This window comes from Klebsiella sp. TF21-TM, assembly GCF_019753495.1.
GTDB classification, from domain to species: Bacteria; Pseudomonadota; Gammaproteobacteria; order Enterobacterales; family Enterobacteriaceae; genus Klebsiella; species Klebsiella quasipneumoniae.
Genome location: NZ_JAIJYL010000006.1, coordinates 157,570 through 183,090 on the forward strand (window position 1 = coordinate 157,570; position 25,521 = coordinate 183,090).

General features: G+C 59.8%; 26 protein-coding genes. 12 read left to right on the forward strand and 14 right to left on the reverse strand.

Translation table 11 applies throughout. The features are described from left to right. Positions 1 to 298 precede the first annotated feature (298 nt). On the forward strand, positions 299 to 2,971 hold the full coding sequence (gene acnA, locus K5R89_RS08360) for an aconitate hydratase AcnA (RefSeq protein ID WP_023289335.1): 2,673 nt from the start codon (positions 299 to 301) through the stop codon (positions 2,969 to 2,971). A gap of 47 nt (positions 2,972 to 3,018) precedes the next feature. Here acnA and ribA read toward each other — a convergent pair whose 3' ends face one another. Beyond that, positions 3,019 to 3,621 carry a GTP cyclohydrolase II gene (ribA, locus tag K5R89_RS08365; protein WP_023289336.1) on the reverse strand — a complete coding sequence of 201 codons (603 nt, stop codon included), beginning with the start codon at positions 3,619 to 3,621 and terminating at the stop codon, positions 3,019 to 3,021. A 163-nt stretch (positions 3,622 to 3,784) separates the two neighbouring features. Between ribA and pgpB the strand changes: the two genes are divergently transcribed. From pgpB to yciH, 5 genes are all read left to right on the forward strand, one after another. Then, positions 3,785 to 4,552: a phosphatidylglycerophosphatase B gene (gene pgpB / locus K5R89_RS08370; RefSeq protein ID WP_023289337.1), complete on the forward strand. Its 768-nt coding sequence runs from the start codon at positions 3,785 to 3,787 to the stop codon at positions 4,550 to 4,552. Positions 4,553 to 4,687: 135 nt separating this feature from the next. Continuing rightward, positions 4,688 to 4,996 (forward strand): LapA family protein, encoded by a 309-nt coding sequence (locus K5R89_RS08375; RefSeq protein ID WP_023289338.1) that lies wholly within the window; start codon positions 4,688 to 4,690, stop codon positions 4,994 to 4,996. Positions 4,997 to 5,002: 6 nt separating this feature from the next. Next, complete coding sequence (gene lapB, locus K5R89_RS08380) at positions 5,003 to 6,172, forward strand: lipopolysaccharide assembly protein LapB (RefSeq protein WP_004203879.1); 1,170 nt, start codon at positions 5,003 to 5,005, stop codon at positions 6,170 to 6,172. Between the two features lie 191 nt (positions 6,173 to 6,363). Continuing rightward, positions 6,364 to 7,101, forward strand: coding sequence for an orotidine-5'-phosphate decarboxylase (pyrF, locus tag K5R89_RS08385; RefSeq protein ID WP_023289339.1), 738 nt, complete (start codon positions 6,364 to 6,366; stop codon positions 7,099 to 7,101). Further along, the gene (gene yciH, locus K5R89_RS08390) at positions 7,101 to 7,427 is read left to right on the forward strand and encodes a stress response translation initiation inhibitor YciH (RefSeq protein WP_002901782.1); all 327 of its coding nucleotides are present in this window, start codon (positions 7,101 to 7,103) and stop codon (positions 7,425 to 7,427) included. Before pyrF ends, yciH begins: the two co-directional genes overlap by 1 nt. Positions 7,428 to 7,556: 129 nt before the next feature. Here the strand turns inward: yciH and osmB are convergent, their stop codons facing one another. The 3 genes from osmB to K5R89_RS08405 form a co-directional block, all read right to left on the reverse strand. Continuing rightward, positions 7,557 to 7,775, reverse strand: coding sequence for an osmotically-inducible lipoprotein OsmB (gene osmB / locus K5R89_RS08395; protein ID WP_002901783.1), 219 nt, complete (start codon positions 7,773 to 7,775; stop codon positions 7,557 to 7,559). Positions 7,776 to 8,046: 271 nt separating this feature from the next. After that, positions 8,047 to 8,796, reverse strand: a complete 750-nt coding sequence (locus K5R89_RS08400) for a DNA-binding transcriptional regulator YciT (RefSeq protein ID WP_023289340.1) — start codon at positions 8,794 to 8,796, stop codon at positions 8,047 to 8,049. Positions 8,797 to 8,869: 73 nt separating this feature from the next. Continuing rightward, the gene (locus K5R89_RS08405; RefSeq protein WP_004203883.1) at positions 8,870 to 9,049 is read right to left on the reverse strand and encodes a hypothetical protein; all 180 of its coding nucleotides are present in this window, start codon (positions 9,047 to 9,049) and stop codon (positions 8,870 to 8,872) included. A gap of 25 nt (positions 9,050 to 9,074) precedes the next feature. Between K5R89_RS08405 and K5R89_RS27385 the strand changes: the two genes are divergently transcribed. Further along, on the forward strand, positions 9,075 to 9,200 hold the full coding sequence (locus tag K5R89_RS27385; RefSeq protein WP_254915175.1) for a hypothetical protein: 126 nt from the start codon (positions 9,075 to 9,077) through the stop codon (positions 9,198 to 9,200). Positions 9,201 to 9,207: 7 nt separating this feature from the next. Here the strand turns inward: K5R89_RS27385 and K5R89_RS08410 are convergent, their stop codons facing one another. The 4 genes from K5R89_RS08410 to K5R89_RS08425 form a co-directional block, all read right to left on the reverse strand. Further along, entirely contained in the window at positions 9,208 to 11,142 is a 1,935-nt protein-coding gene (locus K5R89_RS08410; protein WP_101990539.1) for an exoribonuclease II, read from the reverse strand. Between the two features lie 81 nt (positions 11,143 to 11,223). After that, the gene (locus K5R89_RS08415; protein WP_072413031.1) at positions 11,224 to 12,381 is read right to left on the reverse strand and encodes a carboxymuconolactone decarboxylase family protein; all 1,158 of its coding nucleotides are present in this window, start codon (positions 12,379 to 12,381) and stop codon (positions 11,224 to 11,226) included. A 188-nt stretch (positions 12,382 to 12,569) separates the two neighbouring features. Beyond that, the gene (fabI, locus tag K5R89_RS08420) at positions 12,570 to 13,358 is read right to left on the reverse strand and encodes an enoyl-ACP reductase FabI (protein WP_023289343.1); all 789 of its coding nucleotides are present in this window, start codon (positions 13,356 to 13,358) and stop codon (positions 12,570 to 12,572) included. Between the two features lie 199 nt (positions 13,359 to 13,557). Continuing rightward, entirely contained in the window at positions 13,558 to 14,100 is a 543-nt protein-coding gene (locus K5R89_RS08425) for a HutD family protein (RefSeq protein ID WP_217259113.1), read from the reverse strand. Positions 14,101 to 14,309: 209 nt separating this feature from the next. Here K5R89_RS08425 and K5R89_RS08430 point away from each other — a divergent pair, with 209 nt between their 5' ends. From K5R89_RS08430 to hutH, 5 genes are read left to right on the forward strand one after another with little or no spacing between them, the layout of a single operon-like run. Then, positions 14,310 to 15,155, forward strand: coding sequence for a transporter substrate-binding domain-containing protein (locus K5R89_RS08430; RefSeq protein ID WP_217259114.1), 846 nt, complete (start codon positions 14,310 to 14,312; stop codon positions 15,153 to 15,155). A gap of 11 nt (positions 15,156 to 15,166) precedes the next feature. Continuing rightward, complete coding sequence (locus K5R89_RS08435) at positions 15,167 to 15,886, forward strand: ABC transporter permease (protein WP_217259115.1); 720 nt, start codon at positions 15,167 to 15,169, stop codon at positions 15,884 to 15,886. 9 nt (positions 15,887 to 15,895) lie between these two features. Further along, complete coding sequence (locus K5R89_RS08440; protein WP_023289347.1) at positions 15,896 to 16,627, forward strand: ABC transporter permease; 732 nt, start codon at positions 15,896 to 15,898, stop codon at positions 16,625 to 16,627. Position 16,628: 1 nt separating this feature from the next. Then, a complete protein-coding gene (locus K5R89_RS08445; protein ID WP_017900863.1) occupies positions 16,629 to 17,423 on the forward strand; it encodes an ABC transporter ATP-binding protein in 795 nt (264 codons plus the stop codon). After that, the gene (gene hutH / locus K5R89_RS08450; protein WP_180401841.1) at positions 17,420 to 18,919 is read left to right on the forward strand and encodes a histidine ammonia-lyase; all 1,500 of its coding nucleotides are present in this window, start codon (positions 17,420 to 17,422) and stop codon (positions 18,917 to 18,919) included. Before K5R89_RS08445 ends, hutH begins: the two co-directional genes overlap by 4 nt. 29 nt (positions 18,920 to 18,948) lie before the next feature. Here the strand turns inward: hutH and sapF are convergent, their stop codons facing one another. The 6 genes from sapF to K5R89_RS08480 form a co-directional block, all read right to left on the reverse strand. Next, positions 18,949 to 19,758 (reverse strand): putrescine export ABC transporter ATP-binding protein SapF, encoded by an 810-nt coding sequence (gene sapF, locus K5R89_RS08455; RefSeq protein ID WP_004203898.1) that lies wholly within the window; start codon positions 19,756 to 19,758, stop codon positions 18,949 to 18,951. A gap of 1 nt (position 19,759) precedes the next feature. Beyond that, positions 19,760 to 20,752, reverse strand: a complete 993-nt coding sequence (gene sapD / locus K5R89_RS08460; RefSeq protein WP_023289349.1) for a putrescine export ABC transporter ATP-binding protein SapD — start codon at positions 20,750 to 20,752, stop codon at positions 19,760 to 19,762. Then, positions 20,752 to 21,642: a putrescine export ABC transporter permease SapC gene (gene sapC / locus K5R89_RS08465; protein WP_004151901.1), complete on the reverse strand. Its 891-nt coding sequence runs from the start codon at positions 21,640 to 21,642 to the stop codon at positions 20,752 to 20,754. Before sapC ends, sapD begins: the two co-directional genes overlap by 1 nt. Continuing rightward, on the reverse strand, positions 21,629 to 22,594 hold the full coding sequence (gene sapB, locus K5R89_RS08470; protein ID WP_017900865.1) for a putrescine export ABC transporter permease SapB: 966 nt from the start codon (positions 22,592 to 22,594) through the stop codon (positions 21,629 to 21,631). Before sapB ends, sapC begins: the two co-directional genes overlap by 14 nt. Then, positions 22,591 to 24,234 carry an ABC transporter substrate-binding protein SapA gene (gene sapA / locus K5R89_RS08475; protein WP_217259116.1) on the reverse strand — a complete coding sequence of 548 codons (1,644 nt, stop codon included), beginning with the start codon at positions 24,232 to 24,234 and terminating at the stop codon, positions 22,591 to 22,593. The genes sapB and sapA overlap by 4 nt, the downstream gene beginning before the upstream one ends. Positions 24,235 to 24,567: 333 nt before the next feature. Then, the gene (locus K5R89_RS08480; protein ID WP_167878222.1) at positions 24,568 to 25,476 is read right to left on the reverse strand and encodes an SDR family oxidoreductase; all 909 of its coding nucleotides are present in this window, start codon (positions 25,474 to 25,476) and stop codon (positions 24,568 to 24,570) included. Between the last annotated feature and the right edge of the window lie 45 nt (positions 25,477 to 25,521).

Consider the following 25,521-nt stretch of genomic DNA (forward strand, 5'->3'; position numbering starts at 1 on the left):
TATATTTTGCCGCGGGATTCATCCAACCTGAAATCAATCACAAGAGCTAATCGGCCAGCAGGTAATGATTAGCTCTTTTTTTGTCCTCGTGTACTAATACAATATCGCTTAAAAGACCTCTCTGCACTATTTTGGTGCTATTTCTTCTGCGCGTAGATAATTCCCTTTTAACCCCTCTCCGTCACATCAGATTTAGCAATTTGGGTTGTTATCAAAGTGTTATGCCCAGCATGTGTTATCTTTAATGGAGACCCTGAGGAGAATCGGGGTATGCCATCCCTGAGATAAAGGAGGAGCTATGTCGTCAACCCTACGAGAAGCCAGTAAGGATACGCTGCAGGTTAACGCGAAAACCTGGCATTACTACAGTCTGCCGCTGGCGGAGAAGCAGCTGGGCGATCTCAGTCGACTGCCCAAGTCGCTGAAGGTGCTGATGGAGAACCTGTTGCGCTGGCAGGACGGTGACTCGGTGACTGAAGAAGATATTCGCGCCCTTGCCGGTTGGCTGCAGCAGGCCCATGCCGACAGGGAGATTGCTTATCGTCCGGCCCGCGTCCTGATGCAGGACTTTACCGGCGTACCGGCGGTGGTGGATCTGGCCGCCATGCGCGAGGCGGTGAAACGCCTGGGCGGCGATACCGCGAAGGTGAACCCGCTGTCGCCGGTCGACCTGGTGATCGACCACTCGGTGACGGTCGACCGCTTCGGCGATGACGAAGCCTTTGAAGACAACGTCCGCCTGGAAATGGAACGTAACCACGAACGCTACGCTTTTCTGCGCTGGGGGCAGCAGGCCTTCAGCCGCTTCAGCGTGGTGCCGCCGGGCACCGGGATTTGCCACCAGGTCAACCTGGAATATCTCGGACGGGCGGTGTGGAGCGAAGAGGTGAATGGGAAGTGGATGGCGTGGCCTGATACCCTGGTGGGCACCGACTCCCATACCACCATGATTAACGGGCTCGGCGTGCTGGGCTGGGGCGTGGGCGGGATTGAAGCGGAAGCCGCCATGCTTGGCCAGCCGGTGTCGATGCTGATCCCCGATGTGGTAGGCTTTAAGCTCAGCGGCAAATTGCGCGAAGGCATTACCGCTACTGACCTGGTCCTGACGGTCACCCAGATGCTGCGCCAGCACGGCGTTGTCGGAAAATTTGTTGAGTTCTACGGTGACGGTCTGGATACCTTGCCCCTGGCCGACCGCGCCACCATCGCCAATATGGCGCCAGAGTATGGCGCCACCTGCGGTTTCTTCCCGATCGATGACGTGACGCTCAGCTATATGCGCCTCAGCGGACGTAGCGAAGAACAGGTGGCGCTGGTGGAAGCCTATGCCAAAGCGCAGGGCATGTGGCGCCAGCCGGGCGATGAGCCGGTCTTTACCAGTACCCTGGCGCTGGATATGGGCAGCGTTGAAGCAAGCCTCGCCGGGCCGAAGCGGCCGCAGGATCGCGTGGCGCTCGGCGATGTGCCGAAAGCCTTTGCCGCCAGCGGCGAGCTGGAGGTTAACCACCTTCAGCGTCAGCGCCAGCCGGTGGCGTATACGCTGAACGGGCATCACTATTCGCTGCCGGATGGCGCTGTGGCCATTGCGGCGATCACGTCCTGTACCAACACCTCCAACCCCAGCGTGCTGATGGCCGCCGGCCTGCTGGCGAAAAAAGCCGTCGAACGCGGACTGCAGCCGCAGCCGTGGGTGAAAGCTTCTCTGGCCCCGGGCTCGAAAGTGGTGTCGGATTATCTGGCCCATGCCGGCCTGACGCCTTACCTCGACCAGCTCGGCTTCAATCTGGTGGGGTATGGCTGTACCACCTGTATCGGTAACTCCGGCCCGCTGCCGGAACCTATTGAAGAAGCAATCAAAAAAGGCGACCTCACCGTCGGGGCGGTGCTCTCCGGTAACCGTAACTTCGAAGGGCGTATCCACCCGCTGGTGAAAACCAACTGGCTGGCCTCGCCGCCGCTGGTGGTCGCTTACGCGCTGGCCGGGAACATGAACATCGATCTTACCCGCGAGCCGCTGGGGCAGGGCAGCGACGGCGAGCCTGTCTATCTGAGAGATATCTGGCCGAGCGGGGAGGAGATTGCCCGCGCGGTGGAACAGGTCTCCACGGAGATGTTCCGCAAAGAGTACGCGGAAGTGTTTTCCGGGACAGAGGAGTGGAAGGCGATCAAGGTGGAGGCGTCAGATACCTACGACTGGCAGGAAGATTCGACCTATATTCGCCTGTCGCCGTTCTTTGACGAGATGGGCATTGAGCCGCTGCCGGTGGAGGATATTCACGGCGCGCGGATCCTCGCCATGCTGGGCGATTCAGTGACCACCGACCACATTTCGCCGGCGGGAAGCATCAAAGCCGATAGTCCGGCAGGCCGCTATCTGCAGGAGCATGGGGTTGCCCGGCGCGACTTTAACTCCTACGGCTCCCGTCGCGGTAACCATGAGGTGATGATGCGCGGCACCTTCGCCAATATCCGCATCCGCAACGAAATGGTGCCGGGGGTGGAAGGGGGCATGACCCGCCATCTGCCGGACCGCGAACCGGTGGCGATCTACGATGCAGCGATGCTGTATAAAGCTGAGGGCATACCGCTGGCGGTGATTGCTGGTAAGGAGTATGGCTCAGGTTCTAGTCGCGACTGGGCGGCGAAGGGGCCGCGCCTGCTGGGGATCCGGGTGGTGATCGCCGAGTCCTTCGAACGTATCCACCGCTCCAACCTGATCGGGATGGGTATTCTGCCGCTGGAGTTCCCGCAGGGCGTCACCCGTAAAACGCTACAGTTGACCGGCGAAGAGCGGATTGATGTCAGTAACCTGCAGTCGCTGCAGCCCGGCGCCACGGTGCCAGTGACCCTCACCCGCGCTGACGGCTCGCAGGAGGTGATCGCCTGCCGGTGTCGTATCGACACGGCGACCGAACTCACCTACTACCGCAACGATGGCATTTTGCACTACGTTATCCGCAATATGCTGTAAAACGAAGGGCCAGCATCGCTGGCCCTCTCTTTACGCTGCCGCCGGTATTATTCCGCCGGCTTGCTGTTCAGCAGATGGCCCATCTTGGCGGCTTTGGTGTCCAGATAGTGGGCGTTTTTCGGGTTGCGCCCGACGATCAGCGGAACGCGCTCCACAATGTTAATCCCGGCTTCGCTGAGGATTTCCACTTTTTTCGGGTTGTTGGTTAACAACCGCACTTGCTCAACGTTGAGCAGCTTGAACATATCGGCGCACAGAGTGAAGTCGCGTTCATCGGCGGCGAAGCCAAGCTGATGGTTCGCTTCGACAGTGTCATAACCCTGATCCTGCAGCGCGTAGGCGCGGATCTTATTCAATAAACCAATGTTGCGACCTTCCTGACGATGATAGAGCAGGATCCCCCGGCCTTCTTCGGCGATATGCGACAGGGCCGCCTCCAGCTGAAAGCCGCAATCACAGCGCAGGCTAAACAGGGCATCGCCCGTCAGACATTCTGAATGGACGCGGGCGAGCACCGGCGACTGCCCTGAAATATCGCCGTATACCAGCGCGACATGATCCTGTCCGGTTGCCAGTTCTTCAAAACCCACCATCAGGAAATCGCCCCAGGGGGTTGGCAGTTTGGCTTCTGCCACACGTTTAAGCTGCATGTGATTCTCCAGATTCTGTCAGCACCTGAATGTGCTTTCTGTTTACCGCTATTTTGCCACAACGCCGGGACGTTCTCCTAATCACGAACGGTTAGCCGCGCGGAAAGCGCACAAACGATCTACTTTCCGCTATGATGTTCATCTACAAGGAGAAGGAGAGAAAATGCTGTTGATTGCCCGACGAACCGCTCTCGCGGCGGCGCTGCTGCTGGTCATGCCCCTCACGGTCTGGCTGTCTGGTTGGCTGTGGCAGCCAGGACTGCCGGTGGTATGGCTGAAAAGCCTCTGGTGGGTGACGGAAACGGTGACCCAGCCGTGGGGAATTATCACCCATGTTGTGCTGTGCGCCTGGTTTCTCTGGTGCCTGCGCTTTCGCCTGCGCGCGGCGCTGATCCTGTTCCTCATTCTTGCCGCCGCCATCCTGGTGGGACAGGGGACCAAATCCTGGGTCAAGGCGCGGGTTCAGGAGCCGAGACCGTTTGTCATCTGGCTGGAAAACGCAAGGCAGGTGCCGGTGACGCAATTCTACGCGTTAAAGCGCAAAGAACGCGCTAAACTGGTGCATGAGCAGCTGGCGCAGGCGCAGGACATCCCGCCGTTTTTACGCAAACACTGGCAGAAAGAGACCGGGTTTGCATTCCCGTCAGGCCATACGATGTTCGCCGCCAGCTGGGCGCTGCTCGCTGCCGGGCTGCTGTGGCCGCGTCGGCGCTGGGGCACGATCGCGGTACTGCTGGCGTGGGCGACGGCGGTGATGGGGAGTCGCCTGGCGCTCGGTATGCACTGGCCGCTGGATCTCATCGTCGCTACGCTGATCTCCTGGCTGCTGGTCACGGTGGCCTGCTGGCTGACGCAGCGTCTTTGCGGGCCGCTTTCGCCGCCGGGGGAAGAGGCGCAGGATATTAAAAAACGGATGCCTGAAGCGGAATAATGTTGATTTTAGCGGCATCCGACCGCATATCCTGTCGAGTTGCCGTGCTTTTTCGTTCCACCGCTGCGGCGAAAATGATACTTTATAGGGCTGAAAGCGGGCTTTTTACGCGCAACCCACAGAACGGGAAGTCATGTGAAATATTTACTCATTTTCTTACTGGTGTTAGCAATCTTCGTCATTTCAGTGACGCTGGGTGCGCAGAATGACCAACAGGTCACTTTCAACTATTTGCTCGCTCAGGGTGAATTCCGCATTTCGACGCTGCTGGCGGTGCTGTTCGCCGCGGGCTTTGCTATCGGCTGGCTGATCTGCGGCCTGTTCTGGCTGCGGGTGCGCGTCTCGCTGGCGCGCGCGGAGCGGAAAATTAAGCGCCTTGAGCACCAGATTGCTCCTGTCAGCCCGGCGGCTGTCGAGGCAGGCGTGCCTGCGGTGAAGGAATAACCTCTTATGCTGGAGTTGTTGTTTCTGCTTTTACCCGTTGCCGCCGCCTACGGCTGGTACATGGGGCGCAGAAGTGCACAACAGTCCAAACAGGACGACGCGAGCCGCCTGTCACGGGATTACGTGGCGGGGGTAAACTTTCTGCTTAGCAACCAGCAGGATAAAGCCGTCGATCTGTTCCTTGATATGCTGAAAGAGGATACCGGCACCGTTGAGGCCCACCTGACCCTCGGCAACCTGTTCCGCTCGCGCGGCGAGGTCGACCGCGCGATCCGTATTCACCAGAGTCTGATGGAAAGCGCGTCGCTCACCTACGACCAGCGCCTGCTGGCGGTGCAACAGCTGGGGCGCGACTATATGGCCGCCGGGCTGTATGACCGCGCGGAAGATATGTTCAAACAGCTGGTGGATGAGACCGATTTTCGCCTTGGCGCGCTGCAGCAGCTGCTGCAGATCTACCAGGCGACCAGCGACTGGCAGTCGGCTATCGAGGTGGCTGAAAGGCTGGTGAAGCTGGGGAAAGAGAAGCATCGTGGCGAAATCGCCAACTTTTGGTGCGAACTGGCCCTGCAGCAGATGGCGGCCAACGATCTGGATAAGGCGATGGCGCTGTTGAAGAAAGGCGCCGCCGCGGACCGCAACAGCGCCCGGGTTTCGATCATGATGGGCCGGGTGTGGATGGAGAAGGGCGACTACGCCAAAGCGGTGGAGAGCCTCGAGCGGGTTATCGATCAGGATAAAGAGCTGGTGGGTGAGACGCTGGAGATGCTGCAGACCTGCTACCAGCAGCTCGGCAAAGCCGATGAATGGGAAGTTTTCCTGCGCCGCTGTGTGGAGGAGAACGCCGGGGCGACCGCCGAACTGATGCTGGCGCAGATCCTTGAGCAGCGGGAAGGGGTCGAAGCGGCGCAAAACTACGTGACCCGGCAGCTTGAGCGCCACCCGACCATGCGCGTATTCCATAAGCTGATGGACTACCATCTCAACGAAGCGGAAGAAGGGCGGGCGAAAGAAAGCCTTGGGGTGCTGCGAAACATGGTCGGCGAACAGGTGCGCAGCAAACCGCGCTACCGTTGTCAGAAATGCGGCTTTACCGCTCATACTCTCTACTGGCATTGTCCGTCCTGCCGCTCCTGGGCGACCATCAAACCTATTCGCGGCCTCGACGGCCAGTAAGGTCAAAAAAAAGAGGCGCTTTAGTTACAACATACTTATCATTTCTTCCCCGTCACCGCCTGCAGCCCCGGCATCGCCATCGGCCGCGCAGGGCAAAACAGCAGCCTGTTATTTTGTTAGCTTCACAGGTAGAATGCTGCCCGTTTACCTTTTTTGCGCCCTCTGGCGCCCATCAACACTAAGGTCTGGTCATGACGTCAACAGCTATCCCATCTTCCCGCGCTGTCACTTCCTCTCCCGTTGTGGTTGCGCTCGACTATGATAATCGCGATAAAGCGCTGGCATTTGTCGACCGCATCGACCCGCGCGACTGCCGCCTGAAGGTGGGCAAAGAGATGTTCACCCTGCTGGGACCGCAGTTTGTCCGCGATCTGCATCAGCGTGGGTTTGAGGTGTTCCTGGACCTTAAGTTTCACGATATTCCCAACACTACCGCCCGCGCGGTGGCGGCCGCTGCCGAGCTTGGCGTATGGATGGTGAATGTCCATGCCTCCGGCGGCGCGCGGATGATGACCGCGGCACGCGAAGCGCTGCTGCCCTTTGGTCAAGACGCGCCGCTGCTCATCGCCGTTACCGTCCTCACCAGCATGGAGTCCAGCGACCTGCAGGATCTGGGCATTACCTTATCCCCGGCTGACTACGCGGCGAAGCTGGCGGCGCTGACCCAACGCTGCGGCCTCGACGGGGTGGTGTGTTCAGCTCAGGAGGCGGTACGCTTTAAGCAAGAGCTGGGGCAGGCGTTCAAGCTGGTCACCCCGGGTATCCGTCCGCAGGGCAGCGACGCTGGCGATCAGCGGCGGATCATGACTCCCGAGCAGGCTCAGGCGGCAGGTGTGGACTATATGGTTATTGGCCGCCCGGTTACCCAGTCGACCGATCCAGCCGCGACGCTGCGGGCGATCAACGATTCTCTGCGCAAGGGGGCATAATGAGCGATTCCAACAGCCGTCTGGTCTACTCCACCGAAACCGGGCGTATCGACGAGGCGAAACCGGCGCCGGTGCGCCCGAAAGGCGACGGTATTGTGCGGATCCAGCGCCAGACCAGCGGCCGCAAGGGCAAAGGCGTCTGTCTGATTAGCGGAATTGATGCCGACGATGCGGCGCTCACTGCGCTGGCGGCAGAGCTGAAGAAGAAATGCGGCTGCGGCGGCGCGGTGAAAGATGGCGTGATCGAGATCCAGGGCGACAAACGGGATTTACTGAAGTCGCTGCTCGAGGCGAAAGGGATGAAGGTGAAGTTAGCCGGCGGCTAATTGTTATTTCAACCCTAATTAATGGCCTGGTGAAATAACAAGGCCGCGGTGAATGCCGCGGCCTTGAATGTTTTAACGTGCGTAAGTCAATTCGTGTGAATTATTCTTTTATTTCGTCAGATAAATATATTATTTGCCGACCTGGTGACCAATAATACCACCGACTGCTGCGCCACCCAGGGTACCGAGTGCGCTACCGTCAGTTAACACCGCACCGCCGATGGCGCCGGCACCTGCGCCGATAGCAGTGTTACGATCGCGTTTAGACATGTTAGAGCAAGCGCTCAGAGACATTGCTACAGTGACAGCCAGAACAACAGCAGCCATTTTTTTGCTCGTTGAAGTCATCATTTTTTTCTCCTGAATAATCTATTCATGGATTACAGCGCTCCTGTAAGCATAGCCTGATAAAGCAGCTTTAGGGCAATTCCATGAAGTTAGGGTGCGCAGGTATCACGAAAATCACGCAGGTGATAGTCACTTCCTGTTATATCGCTAATAATAATTTTACTTTTTTTAAAATTTAGCGTCAGGTAAAAAGTCTTAATTACCGGCTCGGAATACTCTCAGAGCGTTAACGCGCCCGTCCGACGCTTGGCTGGGACGGGGCGGAGACACATCAGACGTAGGGTACAATATCCACAGTCAGGCCGCTGCGCAGCAACTGCTCACGGCAGTCGTTCGGCAGACGATCGTCGGTGATAACACGATTGAAGCGGCCGGCTGGCCCAAGCGGATAGGGGTGCACCGCGCTGAATTTTGAGCTATCGCTGAGGATAATCGCTTCGCAGTGCTTCTCCAGAACGGCGTTAACCACGTCCGCACGCATCATATCGCGACCGGTAAAGCCGGTTTCCGCCTGCCAGCCATCGATCCCGATAAAGGCTTTACTGAAATGCACCTGCTGGATGAACTGGCGGGTCAGTGGGCCAACCATACTTTCACTGCGTTTCTGATAAATCCCGCCCAGCAGGATCACCTCTCCCGGCGTCTCTTTCAGCAGATGGGCGATATAGCTGCTGACGGTGATGATGGTGATATCGCCGCGTTCGGCCAGGGTGCGCGCCAGCAGGGCGTTGCTGCTGCCGTTTTCGATAAATACCGTTTCGCCGGCATTCACCAGCGCCGCGGCGCGGCTGGCCAGTTCACGCTTAATGGCGAAATGGGTCATCATGCGGGTTTCGACATCTTCACTGTCCAGTGGGACGGCGTAGCCATGGGTACGGCGCAGATAGCTCTGCTTCTCCAACAGGTTCAGATCCTGACGGATGGTGACCTCTGAAACTCCGGTCATCTTCGCCAGATCGGCGACGCTCATGCGGCCTTTATCGATGACCACTTGCAAAATACTTTGTTGTCGGGCGTTCATAGCAACATCACTGTTAGGGGGCTATACGGCGAGCAACCGGTCAGCATCGCCGGTTGCGGCATGTGGGCGATAATCAGATTTCCCAGGGCGCTTTGGGTGGTTTGTTTTGCTCGGCGTCGTCTGCCGCCAGCGCCAGCAGCTCCGCTTTGAGGATCTCCAGATTATGGATCGCAGAGTGGTAATCACCGGCAACCAGAATATCCAGCACGGTATCGATACGTTGGGCGAGCAGGTGGGCATTCACATCTGACATGGCATTATCCTGGTAACAAAAACGAATGAAATCAATGATGCTAAAAATGGGTGAAAAAGAGAAGCGAAAAAAACGCACAACCTTAATCGGCGCGACGGAAATGGCGGGACAGGGAGGAAAGAAGGAGCGGTTCCCGGAGGAACCGCTGTGATGAGACGTCAGGCAGCCGGACGAGCAATGATGCTACGAGTTTCCATGCGGACTTCAGCGATAGTGACATCGATAACATCGGTCACTTTGTAGACCACTTCTCCCTTGATCTGCACGGTGCCGTTTTCCTGGCTGCAGACCAGTTCGTCGCGCACGGCGTGAAGGAACGGGGCCGGAATAAAGGCGACCGCGCCATTGTCCACCAGACGCACGCGCATCCCGCCGCGGCTGATGTCGATGATCTCCGCCGCAAAGCGGGTATCGGTGCCGGCTTTATCGTTGAGGAAACGGGCATACAGCCAGTCGGCGACATCGCGTTCGGCCATGCGGTTGAGACGACGGCGCTCCGCCATCTGCACGGTGGCTTCATCCTGCGGGCGCGCAATGGTTTCGCCTTTGATGATGGCCTTAAGCAGACGGTGGTTGATCATGTCGCCATACTTACGGATCGGCGAGGTCCAGGTGGCGTAGGCCTCAAGACCGAGACCAAAGTGCGGGCCCGGCTCGGTGCTGATTTCAGCAAACGACTGGAAACGACGTATGCGGCTGTCGAGGAAACCGGTCGGCTGGGCGTCCAGTTCGCGGCGCAGCTTGCAGAAACCTTCCAGGGTGAGCACTTCCGTCGGATCAACGTGTACGTCGTGGGTCTTCAGCAGGGCAGCCAGCTGTTCGGTATTCGCCGGGTCGAAGCCGGTGTGGACGTTATAAACGCCGAAGCCGAGCTTGTCGCGCAGAATGCGGGCGGCACAGATGTTGGCGGCGATCATCGACTCTTCGACAATACGGTTGGCAATACGACGCGGTTCCGCGACGATGTCCAGCACTTCGCCTTTTTCGCCGAGGACGAAACGGTAATCCGGGCGGTCTTTAAACACCAGCGCGTGGGTCTGACGCCATTCGCTGCGACGCTGACACACGTCCTTCAGCAGCGTAATTTGCTGCGCGATCGCCTCGCTGCCCGGCTGCCAGCTGCCGCGGCCTTCCAGCCAGTCAGAGACGTCGTCATAGGCCAGCTTGGCTTTCGATTCGATGGTGGCGGCAAAGAACTCGATGTTGTCTTCAATGGTGCCATCGGCCGCCAGGGTCATCCGGCAGGCCAGCACCGGGCGCACTTCATCGGCACGCAGGGAACACAGGTCGTCTGACAGTTCGCGCGGCAGCATCGGGATGTTGAAGCCCGGCAGATAGTTGGTAAAGGCGCGTACTTTTGCGGCGTTGTCCAGCTTGCTGCCTTCGGCAATCCATGCGGTCGGGTCAGCGATCGCCACCGTCAGCAACAGTTTGCCGTCGGCGCCAGATTCGACATACAGCGCATCGTCCATATCTTCGGTGCTGGCGCTGTCAATGGTGACGAAGTCGAGGGCGGTCAAATCGCGGCGTGTCAGCCCTTCGTCAAGCATCTCGGTGGCGACGCCGTCCGGTGCCTCTTTTTCCAGATTATGGCGCGCCAGCGTCACCCACCACGGGACAAAGTGGTCGTCGCTGAAGGTGATGAACTGGGTCAGCTCCGCGTAAAATCCGCGGTCGCCTTTTAACGGATGACGGCGCATTTCAGCGACGGCCCAGTCACCCTGTTTGAAATCATGCTCAACGCCACGGGCGGCGCGGCAGGGAATGGCGTCTTTCAGCAGCGGATGGTCAGGAACGATAGCGAGGCGATCGTCTTTCTTCTGGACTTTACCGACGAAACGGGTCAGGAAAGGCTCAACCAGCGACTCCGGCTCGGCGCTTTCGCGTTCTTTTTCAGAATGGATCACCGCAACGATACGGTCGCCATGCATCACTTTTTTCATCTGCGGCGGCGGAATGAAGTAGCTCTTCTGAGCGTCCACTTCGAGGAAGCCAAAGCCCTTTTCCGTGCCCTTAACGACCCCTTCCGCGCGCGGCGTTTGGGAATGCAGTTGCTGTTTAAGCTGCGCTAGCAGCGGGTTATCCTGAAACATAATTAGGTATTTTCGTGGCTAAAAGAGCGGCTGACATTTTTACGCGATTATGCCTGTCGCAGCAAGCGCTGTTTCAGCAATTTACGTCTGCTGACGCACATTGCCGAGAGCGATTTTCAGACGATTCATCCAGCCGCACAGCCCGCTCCAGGTTAACAGATCGATCGCTTGTTCCGCTGAGAGTCCATATTCGCCGAGGGGTGTTAACTGGGCGGCGCTAAACCGGTCCGGGGAGCGGGTTAACAACTGTACCGCGGTAACGAGCGCGCGCGACTGAGGATGCTGCCCAAGCCAGCGATGGAGAGCCTGATCGCCCTCCCGTAAATGGCTGGCGAACGCTTCTTCACCGTGCCAGTGGGGGAGCCAGGCGTCAAAACAGGTGGCGCTGCCATTGGTGCGCGCGGTGAGTAAGGCGACCTGCGGGCCAAAGGTATCGTTGCCGCTGAGCTGGCGTAACAGCGTCTCCAGCGGCGCCATCAACTGCGGGTCGCAGGCCAGCAGCGGAGCCAGCGGGCCCAGGCCGGGCAGCGACTGCCAGCTGGCGATGCGCCGCTGGCGCTCGTCATCGGCATACTGCAGATCGGGATCTTCTATGTCGGTTTGCCACTCTCCCGGCGGGATGGCGAACAGGCCGGCGGGCGCCTCCTCTTGCTGCGGCATGCCGGGGATCCAGCGCACCGGGAAGCCCTGCGCCGCCTGCAGCACGGCAATCGCCCGCGCCTGGAAGCCGACGAAACCGATAATCTGGTTGATCAGGATAATATCCCGGCTGGTCAGGCCCACTTCGTCCAGCTGGCTGCGGGAAAGGGCGTTAATGACGGAGGGTGAACCGGCGAGCTGACGAGCGTATTGGGTGATCTGCGCCAGACGACGGTTGCTCTCGCGCGAAGAGTCGGGCCCCGGCAGGGGCGCCAGGCGGGCGGCATAGTGGTTACACAGCCGCTGGACGCCGTAGACCTGGGCGACGGTCAGCGCAGTGCTCAGGCGATCGTAGGCGGTAAAGGTTTGCAGGCGGCTTACCGGCACCTGGTCGGGAAACAGCCCCTCGGCGAGCTGGCGCGCGGGGCGTAGCCAGCCTGTATGGGCGTGTAGCCAGGCGTCCGGCAGCGTCAGGTCCAGCAAAAAGCGGTCTTCAACATGGGCGGCTTCAGGGACGAGCGGCAGGACATCCACCGGGCAGATTGTTGACTGGGTTTCGTGATACCAGTGGTTTTTGCCATTCACGCGGCGTGGCTCCATGGGCTTTCCTTGTTCGGTATGTGGCGAACCGCCGTTCCGCGGATCGTTTATGCAGAACTATCCTGGCGTAACCCGGAAGCAGGAGAAAATATTGATACGTGCTAACAAATAGCCGATTGGAATAACAGGGGGAGCGCAAGGCCTGGGAAGGGAAAACCCTCCTCACCGGGGCGAGGAGGGGAAGGAACTTATTTCAGTTCCAGCTCGTTCATAGCGGCGATACTGAACCCGCCATCAACGTGAACGACTTCACCGGAGATACCCGCAGAGAGGTTGGAGCACAGGAAGGCTGCGCTGTTACCCACGTCTTCAATGGTGACGGTGCGACGGATCGGGGTGACCGCTTCGCAGTGCGCCAGCATTTTACGGAAATCTTTGATACCGGACGCGGCCAGGGTACGGATCGGACCGGCGGAGATAGCGTTGACGCGAACGCCTTCCGGACCCATCGCGTTCGCCATATAGCGCACGTTCGCTTCCAGAGAGGCTTTCGCCAGACCCATCACGTTGTAGTTCGGGATCGCGCGCTCGGCGCCCAGGTAGGAGAGCGTCAGCAGAGCAGAATCCGGGTTCAGCATCGTGCGGCAGGCTTTAGCCATCGCCACGAAACTGTAGGCGCTGATGTCGTGCGCGATTTTGAAACCTTCGCGGGTGACCGCGTTGACGTAGTCGCCGTCTAACTGGTCAGCCGGGGCATAACCGATAGAGTGGACGAAACCATCGAATTTTGGCCAGACTTTTTCCAGCTCGGTGAACAGCGCGGTGATGCTCTCATCTTCAGCAACGTCGCACGGCAGCACAATGTCAGAACCCAGCGCGGCAGCAAACTCTTCAACGCGACCTTTCAGTTTTTCATTCTGATAGGTGAATGCCAGTTCCGCGCCTTCGCGGTGCATTGCCTGCGCAATACCGTAGGCGATGGACAGTTTGCTGGCGACGCCAGTGATCAAAATGCGCTTACCGGAAAGAAAACCCATAGCTTTAATCCTTATCGTTATTGCTTATTTTTACTTTAACAATCATAACGTTAACATTGTTATTTCAAAATAACTCAAATTTAGCCGGGAATTATATCCCACTGACGACCCCTTGTGTCACGATATTTTTCAGCCGGCCCGCGCCGCGCGGGGTAAAAGCCGATCGCGCTGGCTCAAGTATACCATTTTTCTCTGCTGACTATTTGAGCGCAATCGCCGCCAGCAGCAGACGCCCATAGGCGCTGAGAGGCCGCAACTCCCCCGGAGCGTCGCCGTGCCAGCAGAGCCCGCTGCCGACGGCGCAGCGCCGTCCGGCCAGATCCCATTCACCCTGCAGTACATAAGCAACCCCGTTAGTGGCCGGTCGCTGCCTGTCGCTCACCACTTCAACCTGCGCGAGGGCTCGCCCGCGCTGGGTCATGACATTGAAGTCCAGTCCAGGCTCAACGATCCCGACGCTGGACAGCGCCCATTCGCCGGGAAACGCCCACGGCTGCCAGCGCGCCAGCGGATGGTCGATCTCCTCCCCGCGTAGCCGTAGCGGTCGCCCCGCCAGCAGGACGATCGTCCGATCGACGCCGGGAAAAGGGGAGAAAGGGCCATCGGCCTGCAGGGTGGCAATGCTCGCGCGCCAGAGAAAAGGGGCATCTACGGAAGGAACGGCGATAATTTCGCGCGTGGCGCCGGCACCGTTCTTCCACGGCGTGACGGGTAAAGTAGCGTAATCAAAATAGGTGATCATAGTTTGCTCGGCGGAAATCTGGAGTGGATAGTATTTGTTACACGCTTGTCTCAAAGCTCTTACAAATTATTTACAACGGGGCTCACAAATCCATCATTGAGCGCGTGTGCGGGTTTGTCAATGCTTGTATATACATGAGCAGTCATCTGCGAATTATCTTATCGCCTTGACCAGAGCCATCATGACAAAACGCGATCGGGAGAATGAAAATGCAACAGCGTATTACTTTCCGCCAGGCCTGCCTGGTCACCCTGTTTTCGGGGCTACTGCTGTCTGGTGGCTCAACATACGCTAAAGAGTGGAAATCGATCACCATCGCTACGGAAGGCGGCTATGAACCCTGGAATCTAACCCTTCCCGGCGGGAAACTCAGCGGTTTCGAGCCCGAGCTTATGGCGAATTTATGCCAGCGGATGCAGATCGAATGCAAACTGGTGGTGCAGAACTGGGATGGCATGATTGCCGGACTTAACGCCGGAAAATATGACGTGATCATGGATGCTATCGTCGTCACCCCAGAGCGCTCGAAGGTCGTGGCGTTTACCCAGGCATACGCAGCCACGCCGGCCTCTTTCATTGCGGTAAAAGGGTCGCTGCTACCGCCGTCCCCGGCGGTCAAACTTCATGATGATGAGAAAGAGATTCAGGCGGCGATTGCGCCTCTGCGCGCGGCGTTGAAAGGGAAAACCATCGGCATCGCTTCCGGCACCGTGTACACCCCGTTTATTGATAAGTATTTCAAGGATATCGCTGACGTCCGGGAATATAACAACTCAGCGGATGCGATCCTCGACCTGCAGGCTGAGCGCATCGATGCGGTGTTTGATGATATTACCTTTGCCAACACCACCCTGTCGCGTCCGGAGAATAGCAATCTGGCATTGAGCGGTCCGCTGATGAGCGGCCCAATCTGGGGAGGCGGTGAGGCGATGGGCGTGCGCCTCGCCGATACCGAACTCAAAGCGAAACTGGATAGCGCCATTCAGGCGGCGCTGGCCGATGGGACGGTAAAAAAACTGAGTGAGAAATGGTTTAAAAGCGACGTGACTCCCTGAGCGAGGCAACCATGTTAAATCTTCTGAGTTTGGGTGAAAACGGGTGGGGGACGCTGATCCTCAGCGCAACGCTGACTACGTTGCTGCTGTCGCTCGCGGCGCTGGCCGTCGGTGCGGGGGTGGGCGGCGTTATCGCCGCCGCGAAGCTGTCCCGCCACGCGCCAGCGCGCTGGTTCGGCGCCGCCTGGTCGGTGGTATTCCGCGGTATCCCTGAATTACTGGTGATCTATCTGTTTTATTTTGGCGGCTCAGGGATGATTTCATGGCTGGGGCGCCTGTTTGGCGCAGACGGCTTTATTGAGGTTCCGCCATTTCTGATTGGCGCTCTGGCGATTGGCTTGATCTCCTCCTCGTATCAGGCGGAAGTCTACCGTGCTGCTCGTCTGGCGCTGATACCCGGTGAAGTGGAGGCGGCTTCCGCCATTGGCATGCCGCGCTGGCGGATCCTGCAGCGCATCCTGTTGCCGCAGATTGTCCGTTATTCGCTGCCGGGTTTGTCCAACGTCTGGCAAATGAGCCTCAAAGACTCGGCGCTGGTATCGGTGACCGGGATGGTTGAACTGATGCGCGCCAGCCAGATTGCCGCTGGCTCTACCCGCGATTATTTCCTGTTCTATCTCATCGGCGGCGGCTGCTATTTGATCCTGACGCTGCTCTCTAACCGCGCGTTTACCCGGGCGGAGAGCCGTCTGAACCGCGCCTGGCTGCGTCGCAGCGCCGCGCAGGCGTAAGGAGCCCATATGATTATCGATTTTGCCTTTCTCGGTGAGACGTTGTTGAAGCTCGGCGCGGCGCTACCGGTGACGCTGGGGCTCTTTATCTGCTCTTTTTTGCTCGGCGGCGTGTTGGCTCTTGGCGTTCTGGCGCTGCGAATGAGCCGCTGGCCGCTGGCAAGCGGTTTCGCCAAAGGCTATATCCTGATCTTTCGCGGTTCGCCATTGCTGATCCAGTTGTTTCTCATTTATTACGGGCTGGGTCAGTTTGGGGTGATCCGCCACAGTTTCCTGTGGCCGCTGCTGCGCGAACCCTTTATCTGCGCCGTTCTGGCGCTGGCGCTCTGTACGGCGGCCTATACCGCGGAAATTCTGCGCGGCGGGTTGCTGGCGATACCGCCGGGCCAGATTGAAGCCGGCCAGGCTTGCGGTATGTCGCGCTGGCTGCTGCTGCGGCGGATCATTGCCCCGGTGATGCTGCGCTATGCGCTGCCAGCCTACTCCACGGAGGCCATTTTATTGGTCAAGTCGACGGCGCTGGCAAGCCTGGTGACCGTCTGGGACGTCACGGGGGTGGCCCAACAGATTATTCAGCGTACCTACCGGACGATGGAGGTATTCCTCTGCGCGGCGGCCATCTACCTGCTGCTCAATTTCATCATTGTGCAGCTGTACGCCCTGCTTGAACGGCGTTTAACCCCGCATACCCGACAAAATCCGGCGACCGTGTCGCTCAAGCCGATAACCAAAGGAGAGTAAGATGCTCGATTCACGTCCGGTGACCTTATCGGTCAGCGATATTCATAAGTCCTTTGGCTCCCTGGATGTCCTGAAGGGGATCACCATCCAGGCGCAGCAGGGCGATGTCATTTCGATCCTCGGCGCCAGCGGATCCGGTAAAAGTACGCTGCTGCGCTGCATTAACCTGCTGGAAACGCCCGATGCCGGAGTGGTCAGCGTCGGCGGCGAGACGATTGAAATGAAGCATCATGCCCGTGGGCATCGGCTGGCGGCGAACCCCCGGCAGATAGAGCGCCTGCGCTCGCGGCTGGGGATGGTCTTCCAAAGTTTTAACCTCTGGTCGCATATGACGGTTCTGCAGAATGTCATTGAGGGGCCGCATTATGTGCTCAAGCGGGACAAACGGACCTGCATTGAACAGGCTGAGCAGTTGCTGGAGCGAGTGGGGATGTTGAACCGAAAGGATTTCTATCCTGCGCAACTCTCCGGCGGCCAGCAGCAGCGCGTGGCGATAGCCCGCGCGCTGGCCATGGAGCCGGACGTCATGCTCTTTGATGAACCTACCTCAGCGCTGGATCCCGAACTGGTCGGCGAGGTGCTAAAGGTGATGCGCAGCCTGGCGGAGGAGGGACGGACGATGCTGGTGGTCACCCACGAGCTGGGATTCGCCCGCCATGTTTCCAACCGGGTGGTCTTTATGCACCAGGGGACGATTGACTGCGACGGTGCGCCAGAGGCGCTGTTTGGCAGCCAGGGGTCCGCGCGCTTCAAGCAATTTATCTCCAGCCACCAACAGCCAGGACAGGTCGTATGAAAATGATCCAGTGGGGCGATGCGCCGATACGCTGGCAGGAGGTGGCTTGCGTTGCCCGGGGCGAGGCGACCTTGAGCCTCAGCGACAGCGCCTGGTCGCGTATCGCGCAAGGGCGGGCGATTGTCCAGCATATCGTTAAAGCCGGCCAGGTAGCCTATGGGATCAACACCGGGCTGGGGGCGCTGTGCAATATTACGCTGCCGGAAGCGCAGCTACACCAGCTGTCGCGCAATACGTTGCTCAGCCACGCCTGCGGGGTGGGACCGTTGCTGGAGGTCGCCCCAACCCGGGCAATTATGTGCGCCGCGGTGGCCAATTTCAGCCACGGTAAATCCGGGATCTCCGCCGGGATAGTGCAGCAGCTGTTGGCGTTTTTGCAGCATGGCGTCACCCCTCAGGTGCCCTCCCAGGGGTCAGTTGGCTATTTAACGCATATGGCGCACATTGGCCTGGCCCTGATGGGGGTTGGCGATGTGCTCTGGCAGGGGCGAACGTGGCCAGCGGCAGAGGTCCTGTCGCAGCTAGATCTGCAGCCCATCGCGCCGGGAGCGAAAGAGGGGCTGAGCCTGGTCAACGGTACGCCGTGCATGACCGGTCTGGCCTGTCTGGCGTTAGACGACGCCGAGCGCTTAATGAACTGGGCCGATGTCACCGGCGCGATGAGCTTTGAAGCGCTGCGCGGCCAGCTTGTGGCATTCGATGCCGAGATCCTGGCGCTGAAAGCCAGCCCCGGGATCCAGACCAGCGGCCAGCGGCTGCGTGAGCTACTGGCGGACAGCCGTCTGCTGGCCGAAAGTGAAGGACTTCGAACCCAGGATGCGCTAAGCCTTCGCTCGATGCCTCAGGTGCATGGCGCCTGCCGCGATCAGTTTAGCCACGCGCAGACGCAGATAAATATCGAACTCAACGCCTGTACTGATAATCCGCTGATCCTGGGAACCGTTGAGCAGTGGCGGGTGGTCTCCCAGGCGCATCCGCACGGCGAATCGGTGGCGATGGCCTGCGATTTGCTGGCCATTGCCATGGCTGAGCTGGGCGCCATCGCTGAACGACGCCTTGACCGGCTGGTGAATCCTCTGGTGAGCGGGTTGCCGGCGTTCCTGGTCGCCCGACCGGGCGTGAATTCAGGCATGATGATTGCCCAGTACGTCGCCGCATCGTTGTGCGCGGAAAACAAGCAGCTGGCGCAGCCGGCGGTGCTGGATAATTTTGTTACCTCGGGTCTGCAGGAGGATCATTTAAGCCTGGGCACCGGCGCAGCGCTGAAACTGCAGCGCCTGCTGGGCAACCTCTATCAGATCCTGGGCATCGAATATTTACTCGCCGCCCAGGGGCTCGATTTTCACGAGCCGCAGAAGCTGGCGGCGGGCACGCGCCGGGCGCGAGACCTGCTGCGCGAAAGCGTGCCTGGCTGGGAGGACGATCGCTGGCTGGCGCCGGACATCGCCAGCGCGGTGGCCATCCTTAAGCGCACCGCTGGCCACGCGCCGGCGTGAGGTCAGCGGGCGAGGTGAATGAGACGGCGCTATTTGCCGTCTTTGCGCCAGGCGTCGGCGGTGAGAGCCTCACCGAAGTGGCCGGCGATCAGGCGTCGGGTCAGGTCATGCAGCGGTGAGGCCAGCACATCGGCGGTGCTGCCGCGCTCAACCACTTCCCCGTTATGCATCACCAGCACCTGATCGCTGATGTGCTTCATCATTCCCAGGTGCTGGGTGACATAGATGTAAGAGATACCCTGTTTCTCCTGCAGCTCCAGCATCAGGTTGATGAGCTGGGAACGCATCGACATATCCAGCGAGGCCAGCGCCTCATCGCAGACGATGACCTTCGGGCGCAGGATCAGCGCCCGGGCGAGGCCAAGACGCTGCTTCTGACCCGGGGCCAGCATATGGGGATAGTAGCTGACGTGGTCCGGCAGCAGGCCGACCATGCGCAGGGTGTCGATGATCTGTTTCTGCCGCGCTTCGGCGTCGAGGTCGGTATTCAGCCGCAGCGGAAAATCGAGGATCTGCGAGATGCGCTGGCGCGGGTTTAGCGACGTCGACGGATCCTGAAAGATCATGCGAATCTTCTGGCTGCGGTAGGAGTAATCCCCGAAGGTCAGCGGATGGTCATCGATCAGCACCTCGCCGCTGGTGGGCTCCACCATGCCGGCCAGCATCTTCGCGAGGGTGGATTTTCCGGAGCCATTCTCGCCGATAATCGCCAGCGTCTGCCGTTCGCGCAGGGTAAAACTCAGCGGCTTAACCGCCTCCACCGTCTGGCGGTGAAACCAGCCGGTGCGATAGCGAAAGGTCTTACTGAGTTGGCGCACTTCCAGCAATGTTTCGACCATTTCACTCTTTCTCCATGTTCAGCGGGAAATGACAGGCGTACAGGTGATTGCGCGCCCCGGTAAGACGCGGGGTTTCAATACACTCGCGCTGGGCGTACGGGCAGCGCGGCCCCAGCCGACAGCCGATGGGCAGCTGCTCCAGCAGCGGTATCGCCCCCGGCAGGGTGTTGAGACGGCTTTTATGCGGCATGGCGCTGCCAAAATCCGGGATCGCGCGGATTAACGCCTGGGTGTAGGGGTGATGCGGCAGGGTGATCAGCTCTTCGCTGGGCCCGCTCTCCACCGTCTGCCCGCAGTACATGACGTTGATTTTATCCGCCCATTTGCTGAGCATCTGCAGATCGTGGCTGATCAGCAAAATGGTGGTGTTGTTGTTCTGGTTGAGCCGCGTCAGCAGGCGGATAATCTGCGCCTGCGTCGTGGGCTCCATAGCGTTAGTCGGTTCATCGGCGATCAGCAGGCGCGGCTGGTTGGCCAGGGCGATGGCAATCATCACCTTCTGGCACTCGCCTTCGGTCAGCTGATAGGGGAAGCTGCGCATGGCGTCTTTGTGATCTTTAATCCCGACGCGGTGCAACAGCTCGATGGCCCGACGTTTACGCCAGCCCAGCCGCTGCCACCAGCGGCCCTTGTAGGTCCAGCCAGGGATACTCTGGATCAGCTGCTGGCCGATGCGTTCAGAGGGGTCGAGGCACGACTGGGGCTCCTGGAATATCATCGACACGTTGTGGCCGATCAGTTTCCGGCGTTCGCGGTTCGACAGCCGCAGCAGATCGATGTCGTCGAAACGCATGCGGTCGGCCGTGACCCGCCAGTTGTCTTTTGTCACGCCGCAGATAGCTTTGGCGATCAGGCTCTTCCCGGAGCCGGATTCCCCCACCAGGCCACGGATTTCGCCTTCGGTCAGGGTCAGGCTAACGCGGTCGACGGCTTTTACCCAGCCTTCGTTGGTTTTAAATTCGATGGTTAAGTGACGAATATCGAGTAACGGCATTATTCTACCCCGGCAATGATCGCCCGGCGAATACCGTCGCCCAGCAGGTTGACCAGCAGTACGCTGAGCATAATCGCGGCCCCGGGCAGCATCACGGTCCACGGCGCAACATAGATAAGCTCCAGCGCATCGCCCAGCATCGCTCCCCATTCCGGCGAAGGCAGCTGAGCGCCGAGGTCAAGAAAGCCCAGCGCGGCGATATCCAGAATAGCCATCGACAGGGCGCGGGTGATCTCGGTCACCAGGCCGGAGGCGATATTGGGCAGGATGGCGAACAGCAGAATATTCAGCGTCGACGCCCCGTCGAGGCGGGCGGCGATGATGTACTCTTTCTCCAGCTCATCGTGGACCATGCTGTAGACGGAGCGCACCATGCGCGGCAGCAGCGCCAGCCAGACGGCAAACATCGCATGGCTGAGGTGCGGCCCGGCAAAGGCGACGACGATGATCGCCAACAGCAGCGAGGGGATGGAGAGCAGGGTATCGAGAATATGGTTCATCACCGCCGAGCGCAGGCCGTGGGTCGATCCGGCAATGACGCCCAGCACCAGGCCAAACAGCGTGGCGCCGAGGGTAACGACAAAAGCGCCGCCGACGGTCGGCGCCGCGCCGCTCAGCAGTCGGCTGAGCACATCGCGCCCCAGGTCATCGGTTCCGAGGAAGAAAGAGACTTCCCCATAGCGCGACCACGATGGCGGCAGCAGCTGGTAGCCGAGGAACTGCTGGTCGATGCCGTAGGGGGCGAACCAGCCGCCAAAGACGCAAAGCAGCAGCAGCCCCGCGCAGCCGTACAGGCCGATCATCGCCGTGGTGTCGCCATAGAATTTACGCCATACGGTGCGCAGCGCGCCGGGCGGACGCTTTTCCAGATAAACGCTATCGTAGGGCATACCATTCCTTATGTTTCAGTGGGTTAGCCATGGCACCGAGAATATCGGAAATCACGTTGACAATAATCACCAGCGCGCCAATCACCATCACTCCGGCGGAGATCGCCGCGTAGTCCTGCTGACGAATGGCGTTGATAAGCCACCGGCCCAGCCCTGGCCAGCTGAACACCATCTCCGTGATCATCGCCAGGGTGAGCATGGTGGAAAACTGCAGGCCGAGGCGCGGGATCACCGGCGGCAGGGCGTTGTGCAGCACGTGGCGCAGTAAAATTTTGCGTCGCGAGACGCCGCGGGTGGCGGCCGCCTTGACGTAGTTGGTGTCATACACCTCGCTGGTGCTAATGCGCATCAGGCGGATCACTTCGGTAGTGGGGGCTACCGCCAGGGTCAGCACCGGCAGCACCATATGCCGGGCGGCGCTGACGATCATCTCATGGCGCCACGGCGAGTCCGAAAGCCAGGCGTCAATCAGCGCGAAACCGGTGACGTTTTTCACCTCATACAGCAGGTCGAAGCGGCCGGAGACCGGAAGCCAGCCGAGGGTCAGGGAGAAGAAGAGGGTCAGGAGCAGCGCCAGCCAGAAGACCGGGATCGAGAAACCGACCAGCGCGACGGCGCTGATCAGGGTATCGGGCCATTTGTTGCGCATCACGCCGGCGATCATCCCCACCGGAATGCCAATCAGCAGGGCAAAGCCGAAGGCGAGGATGCACAGCTCCATGGTCGCCGGGAACACCTCGCGCAGCTGTTCGGAAATCAGCTGGCCGTTAATGCTGGAGACGCCAAAATCCCAGTGCAGCACCCCTTCAAACCAGAACAGCCACGCATTCCACAGGGTCGCGCCCTGCAGCGGGGCATGGGGAGTGAAGTAGCTCAGGCTGAAGCCGACAAAGGTCAGAAAAAAGAGGGTGACCAGCAACAGCAGCAGACGGCGCAGGGTAAAAATAATCATGGTTTTTTCACCTCTTCGGTTTTCTCCCGCGATACGCCAGCGAACGAAGCGTTACCGAAGGGGCTAAGCACCAGGCCTTTCATATCATAGCGATAGGCCTGCAACCGCAGCGATGAGGCCAGCGGCAGGACCGGCAGTTCACGAGCGAGGATGCGCTGGGCCTCTTTGTAAGCGTCCATCCGCGAGGAGAGCTGCTGCGAGAGCAGCGCTTTTTGCAGCACGTCATCGAATTCCCGGTTACACCAGTGGGCGAAGTTGGTTTGCGAGGCGATCGCCGCGCAGCTCAGCAGCGGCCGGAAGAAGCTGTCCGGATCGTTACTGTCCGTCGCCCAGCCGGAGAGCGTCAGGTCATGGTTCATGTCCATCAGCCGCGCCTCCTGGAAGCGCCCCTCCACCGGCATGATGATCACCTTGACGCCAATCTGCGCCATATCCGCCTGGATCAGCTCTGCTGTTTTCAACGGGCTGGGGTTCCACGCCTGCGAGCTGGTGGGAACCCACAGCTTGAGGGTCAGATTTTCCAGCCCCAGGGCCTTCAGGCGGGTACGGGCCTCCTGGGGATTATATTCGGTAATCTTAGCGTCGTTATCGTAGGCCCACGAGGCGCGCGGCAGCATCGACGCCGCCGTCTCCGCGGTGCCATAGTAGATAGACTGCATCAGGCGCTGGTTGTTAATGGCCAGCGCCAGCGCGTGGCGCACCTCCGGGTTGTCCAGCGGCGGCTTGGCGGTGTTGAAGGCCAGCCAGGCAATGTTCATCCCCGGACGCAGCGTCAGGCGCAGGCGCGGGTCGTCACGCAGGATCGTCAACTGGCTGGCGGCCGGCCAGGCCAGCACGTCGCATTCGCCGGTCAGCAGTTTCGACAGGCGGCCGGTTCCACCGGAGCCGAGGTCAACCACCACCTGCGGCATCAACGGCTTGCCGCGCCAGTAGCCGGGGTGGCGCTGCAGGCGAACATACTGCCCGGAGCGGTACTCAGACAGCTGGAACGGGCCGGTGCCCACCGGCTGGCGATCGAGCTGTTCCTGACGATCGTCCTGCGTTAAGCGGGCGGCATATTCGGCGGAGGTAATCGACGCATAGTGGGTGGCCAGATGCCAGAGGAATGATGCATCCGGCCGCTTGAGGCGAAACTCCACGGTCTGATTATCGAGCTTGCGGACGCTCTCCACGCTGTCAGCAAACTGCAGGCTGTCGAAGTAGGGGAAGCTGCTGCCGTTGACGTTGTGCCAGGGGTGATCGCGGTTAAAAATGCGGCCAAAGGTGAAAATCACGTCATCGGCGTTGAAATCCCGCGTCGGGGAGAACCATGCCGTGTGTTGAAACGGGACGTGGCGGCGCAGGTGAAAGCGGTAGGTGGCGCCGTTATCGAGGACTTCCCAGCTCTCCGCCAGCTCGGGGACCAGCCGATAGGTATAAGGGTCGACGTCAAGCAGGCGATCGTAGATCTGCGCGGCCAGCGTATCGACGATCAGGCCGCTGCTCACTTTCTGCGGATTAAAGGTATTAACCTGGCCGCTGACGCAATAGACGAAACCGCTGTCGCGAATATCGGCGCGGTCGGGGAGCGCAGGGGCGGCAAAAGCCTGCCCACACAGCAGGGAAACCGCTGCCAGGAGAGATGACAATTTCAGGCGCATATTTTCTGTTTGATTATAGAGTTGAACTCTATCTTATTAAGATTCATAGACATTCACCACCGCCTTCAACAAGCCTGAGGGATAATGCGGTTACCGGGTGCGTATAGTATTCAGTCAATTGATTAAAATAGTCGCGGAACCGAGTCTGTATAATGAAACATGGTAACTTTTTATCGCCGATATCGCCAGTCAGCTCTGTTTGGCCGCGGTTGACCGGACGGTGGAAGCGACGCAAACGCCGGGGATAAATTCAGTATAGCGGGGAGAAAGCAGAGGGTTCGACGGGCGGGTAACCCTACCCGTCGGATGTCATACAGGGGGGAAAGTATTTGCTTATCGTGACAATGTCACTTTTTGATAATCCATATTCCGTAAATCCTCCAGCAGCCCGGGGCCGACCGGCTGCCACTGCAATCGCTCGCGAGTCCATGCCGAGCTGGCGCGCAGGTCAAGGGCGGTAAAGGGGGCAAACCAGCCGAACCAGGCGTCAGCCTGGGCTTCATCCAGCTGTGTCAGCGGCAGATTTAAGCCCCGGGCGATGACTGCGGCAATCTCCCGTAACGCGATCCCCTCTTCAGCCACCGCATGGTAGCGCTCGCCCGCAGCGCCCTGCAGCAGGGCGCTGACGTACAGGCGCGCGACGTCATCGACATGAGCGGCGGACCAGCGGTGGTTCCCCTCGCCGCGCAAGGCCACCGCGCCGCTGGCGACCGCGCGTTCGATATAGCTGGTCAGCAGCCCCTGGCGCACGGTGTCATGCACCTGCGGCAGGCGAACGACCCGGACGTCCACTCCCGCCTCCAGCAGCTGCTGGCCGGCAAGTTCTGAGGCGGTCCGCGGGCTGGGGTGCGCGGCGTTAAAGCACGACTCGCGGGCCGGGGCGCCGCTCCCGTCGTCGCCCATCAGCGTGCCGGAGGTGATGACCAGCGGCCGCGCGCTGCCCCGCAGCGCCTGGCCCATGGTGAGGATCGCTTGGCGGTCTTTCTCGCAGTTGGCGGCAAAGCGGCTGAAGTCGTGGTCGAAAGCGGTATGGATCACCGCGTCGGCGCTCTCGACGCCCGCCAGCAGCGAATCCGGGGCGTCCAGCGTGCCGCGGCGCACCTCGACCCCTGCCGCTTCCAGGGCCTGCGCCGTGGCGTCGCTGCGCGCGAGGCCGATAACCTGATGGCCCGACGCCTGCAGCGCCGGAAGAATACGCGAGCCGATAAATCCGCTCGCGCCGGTAAGAAATATACGCATTATGAACCTCCTGAACGGGTTATCAGGCGTATCCTACCCGCGATGTCA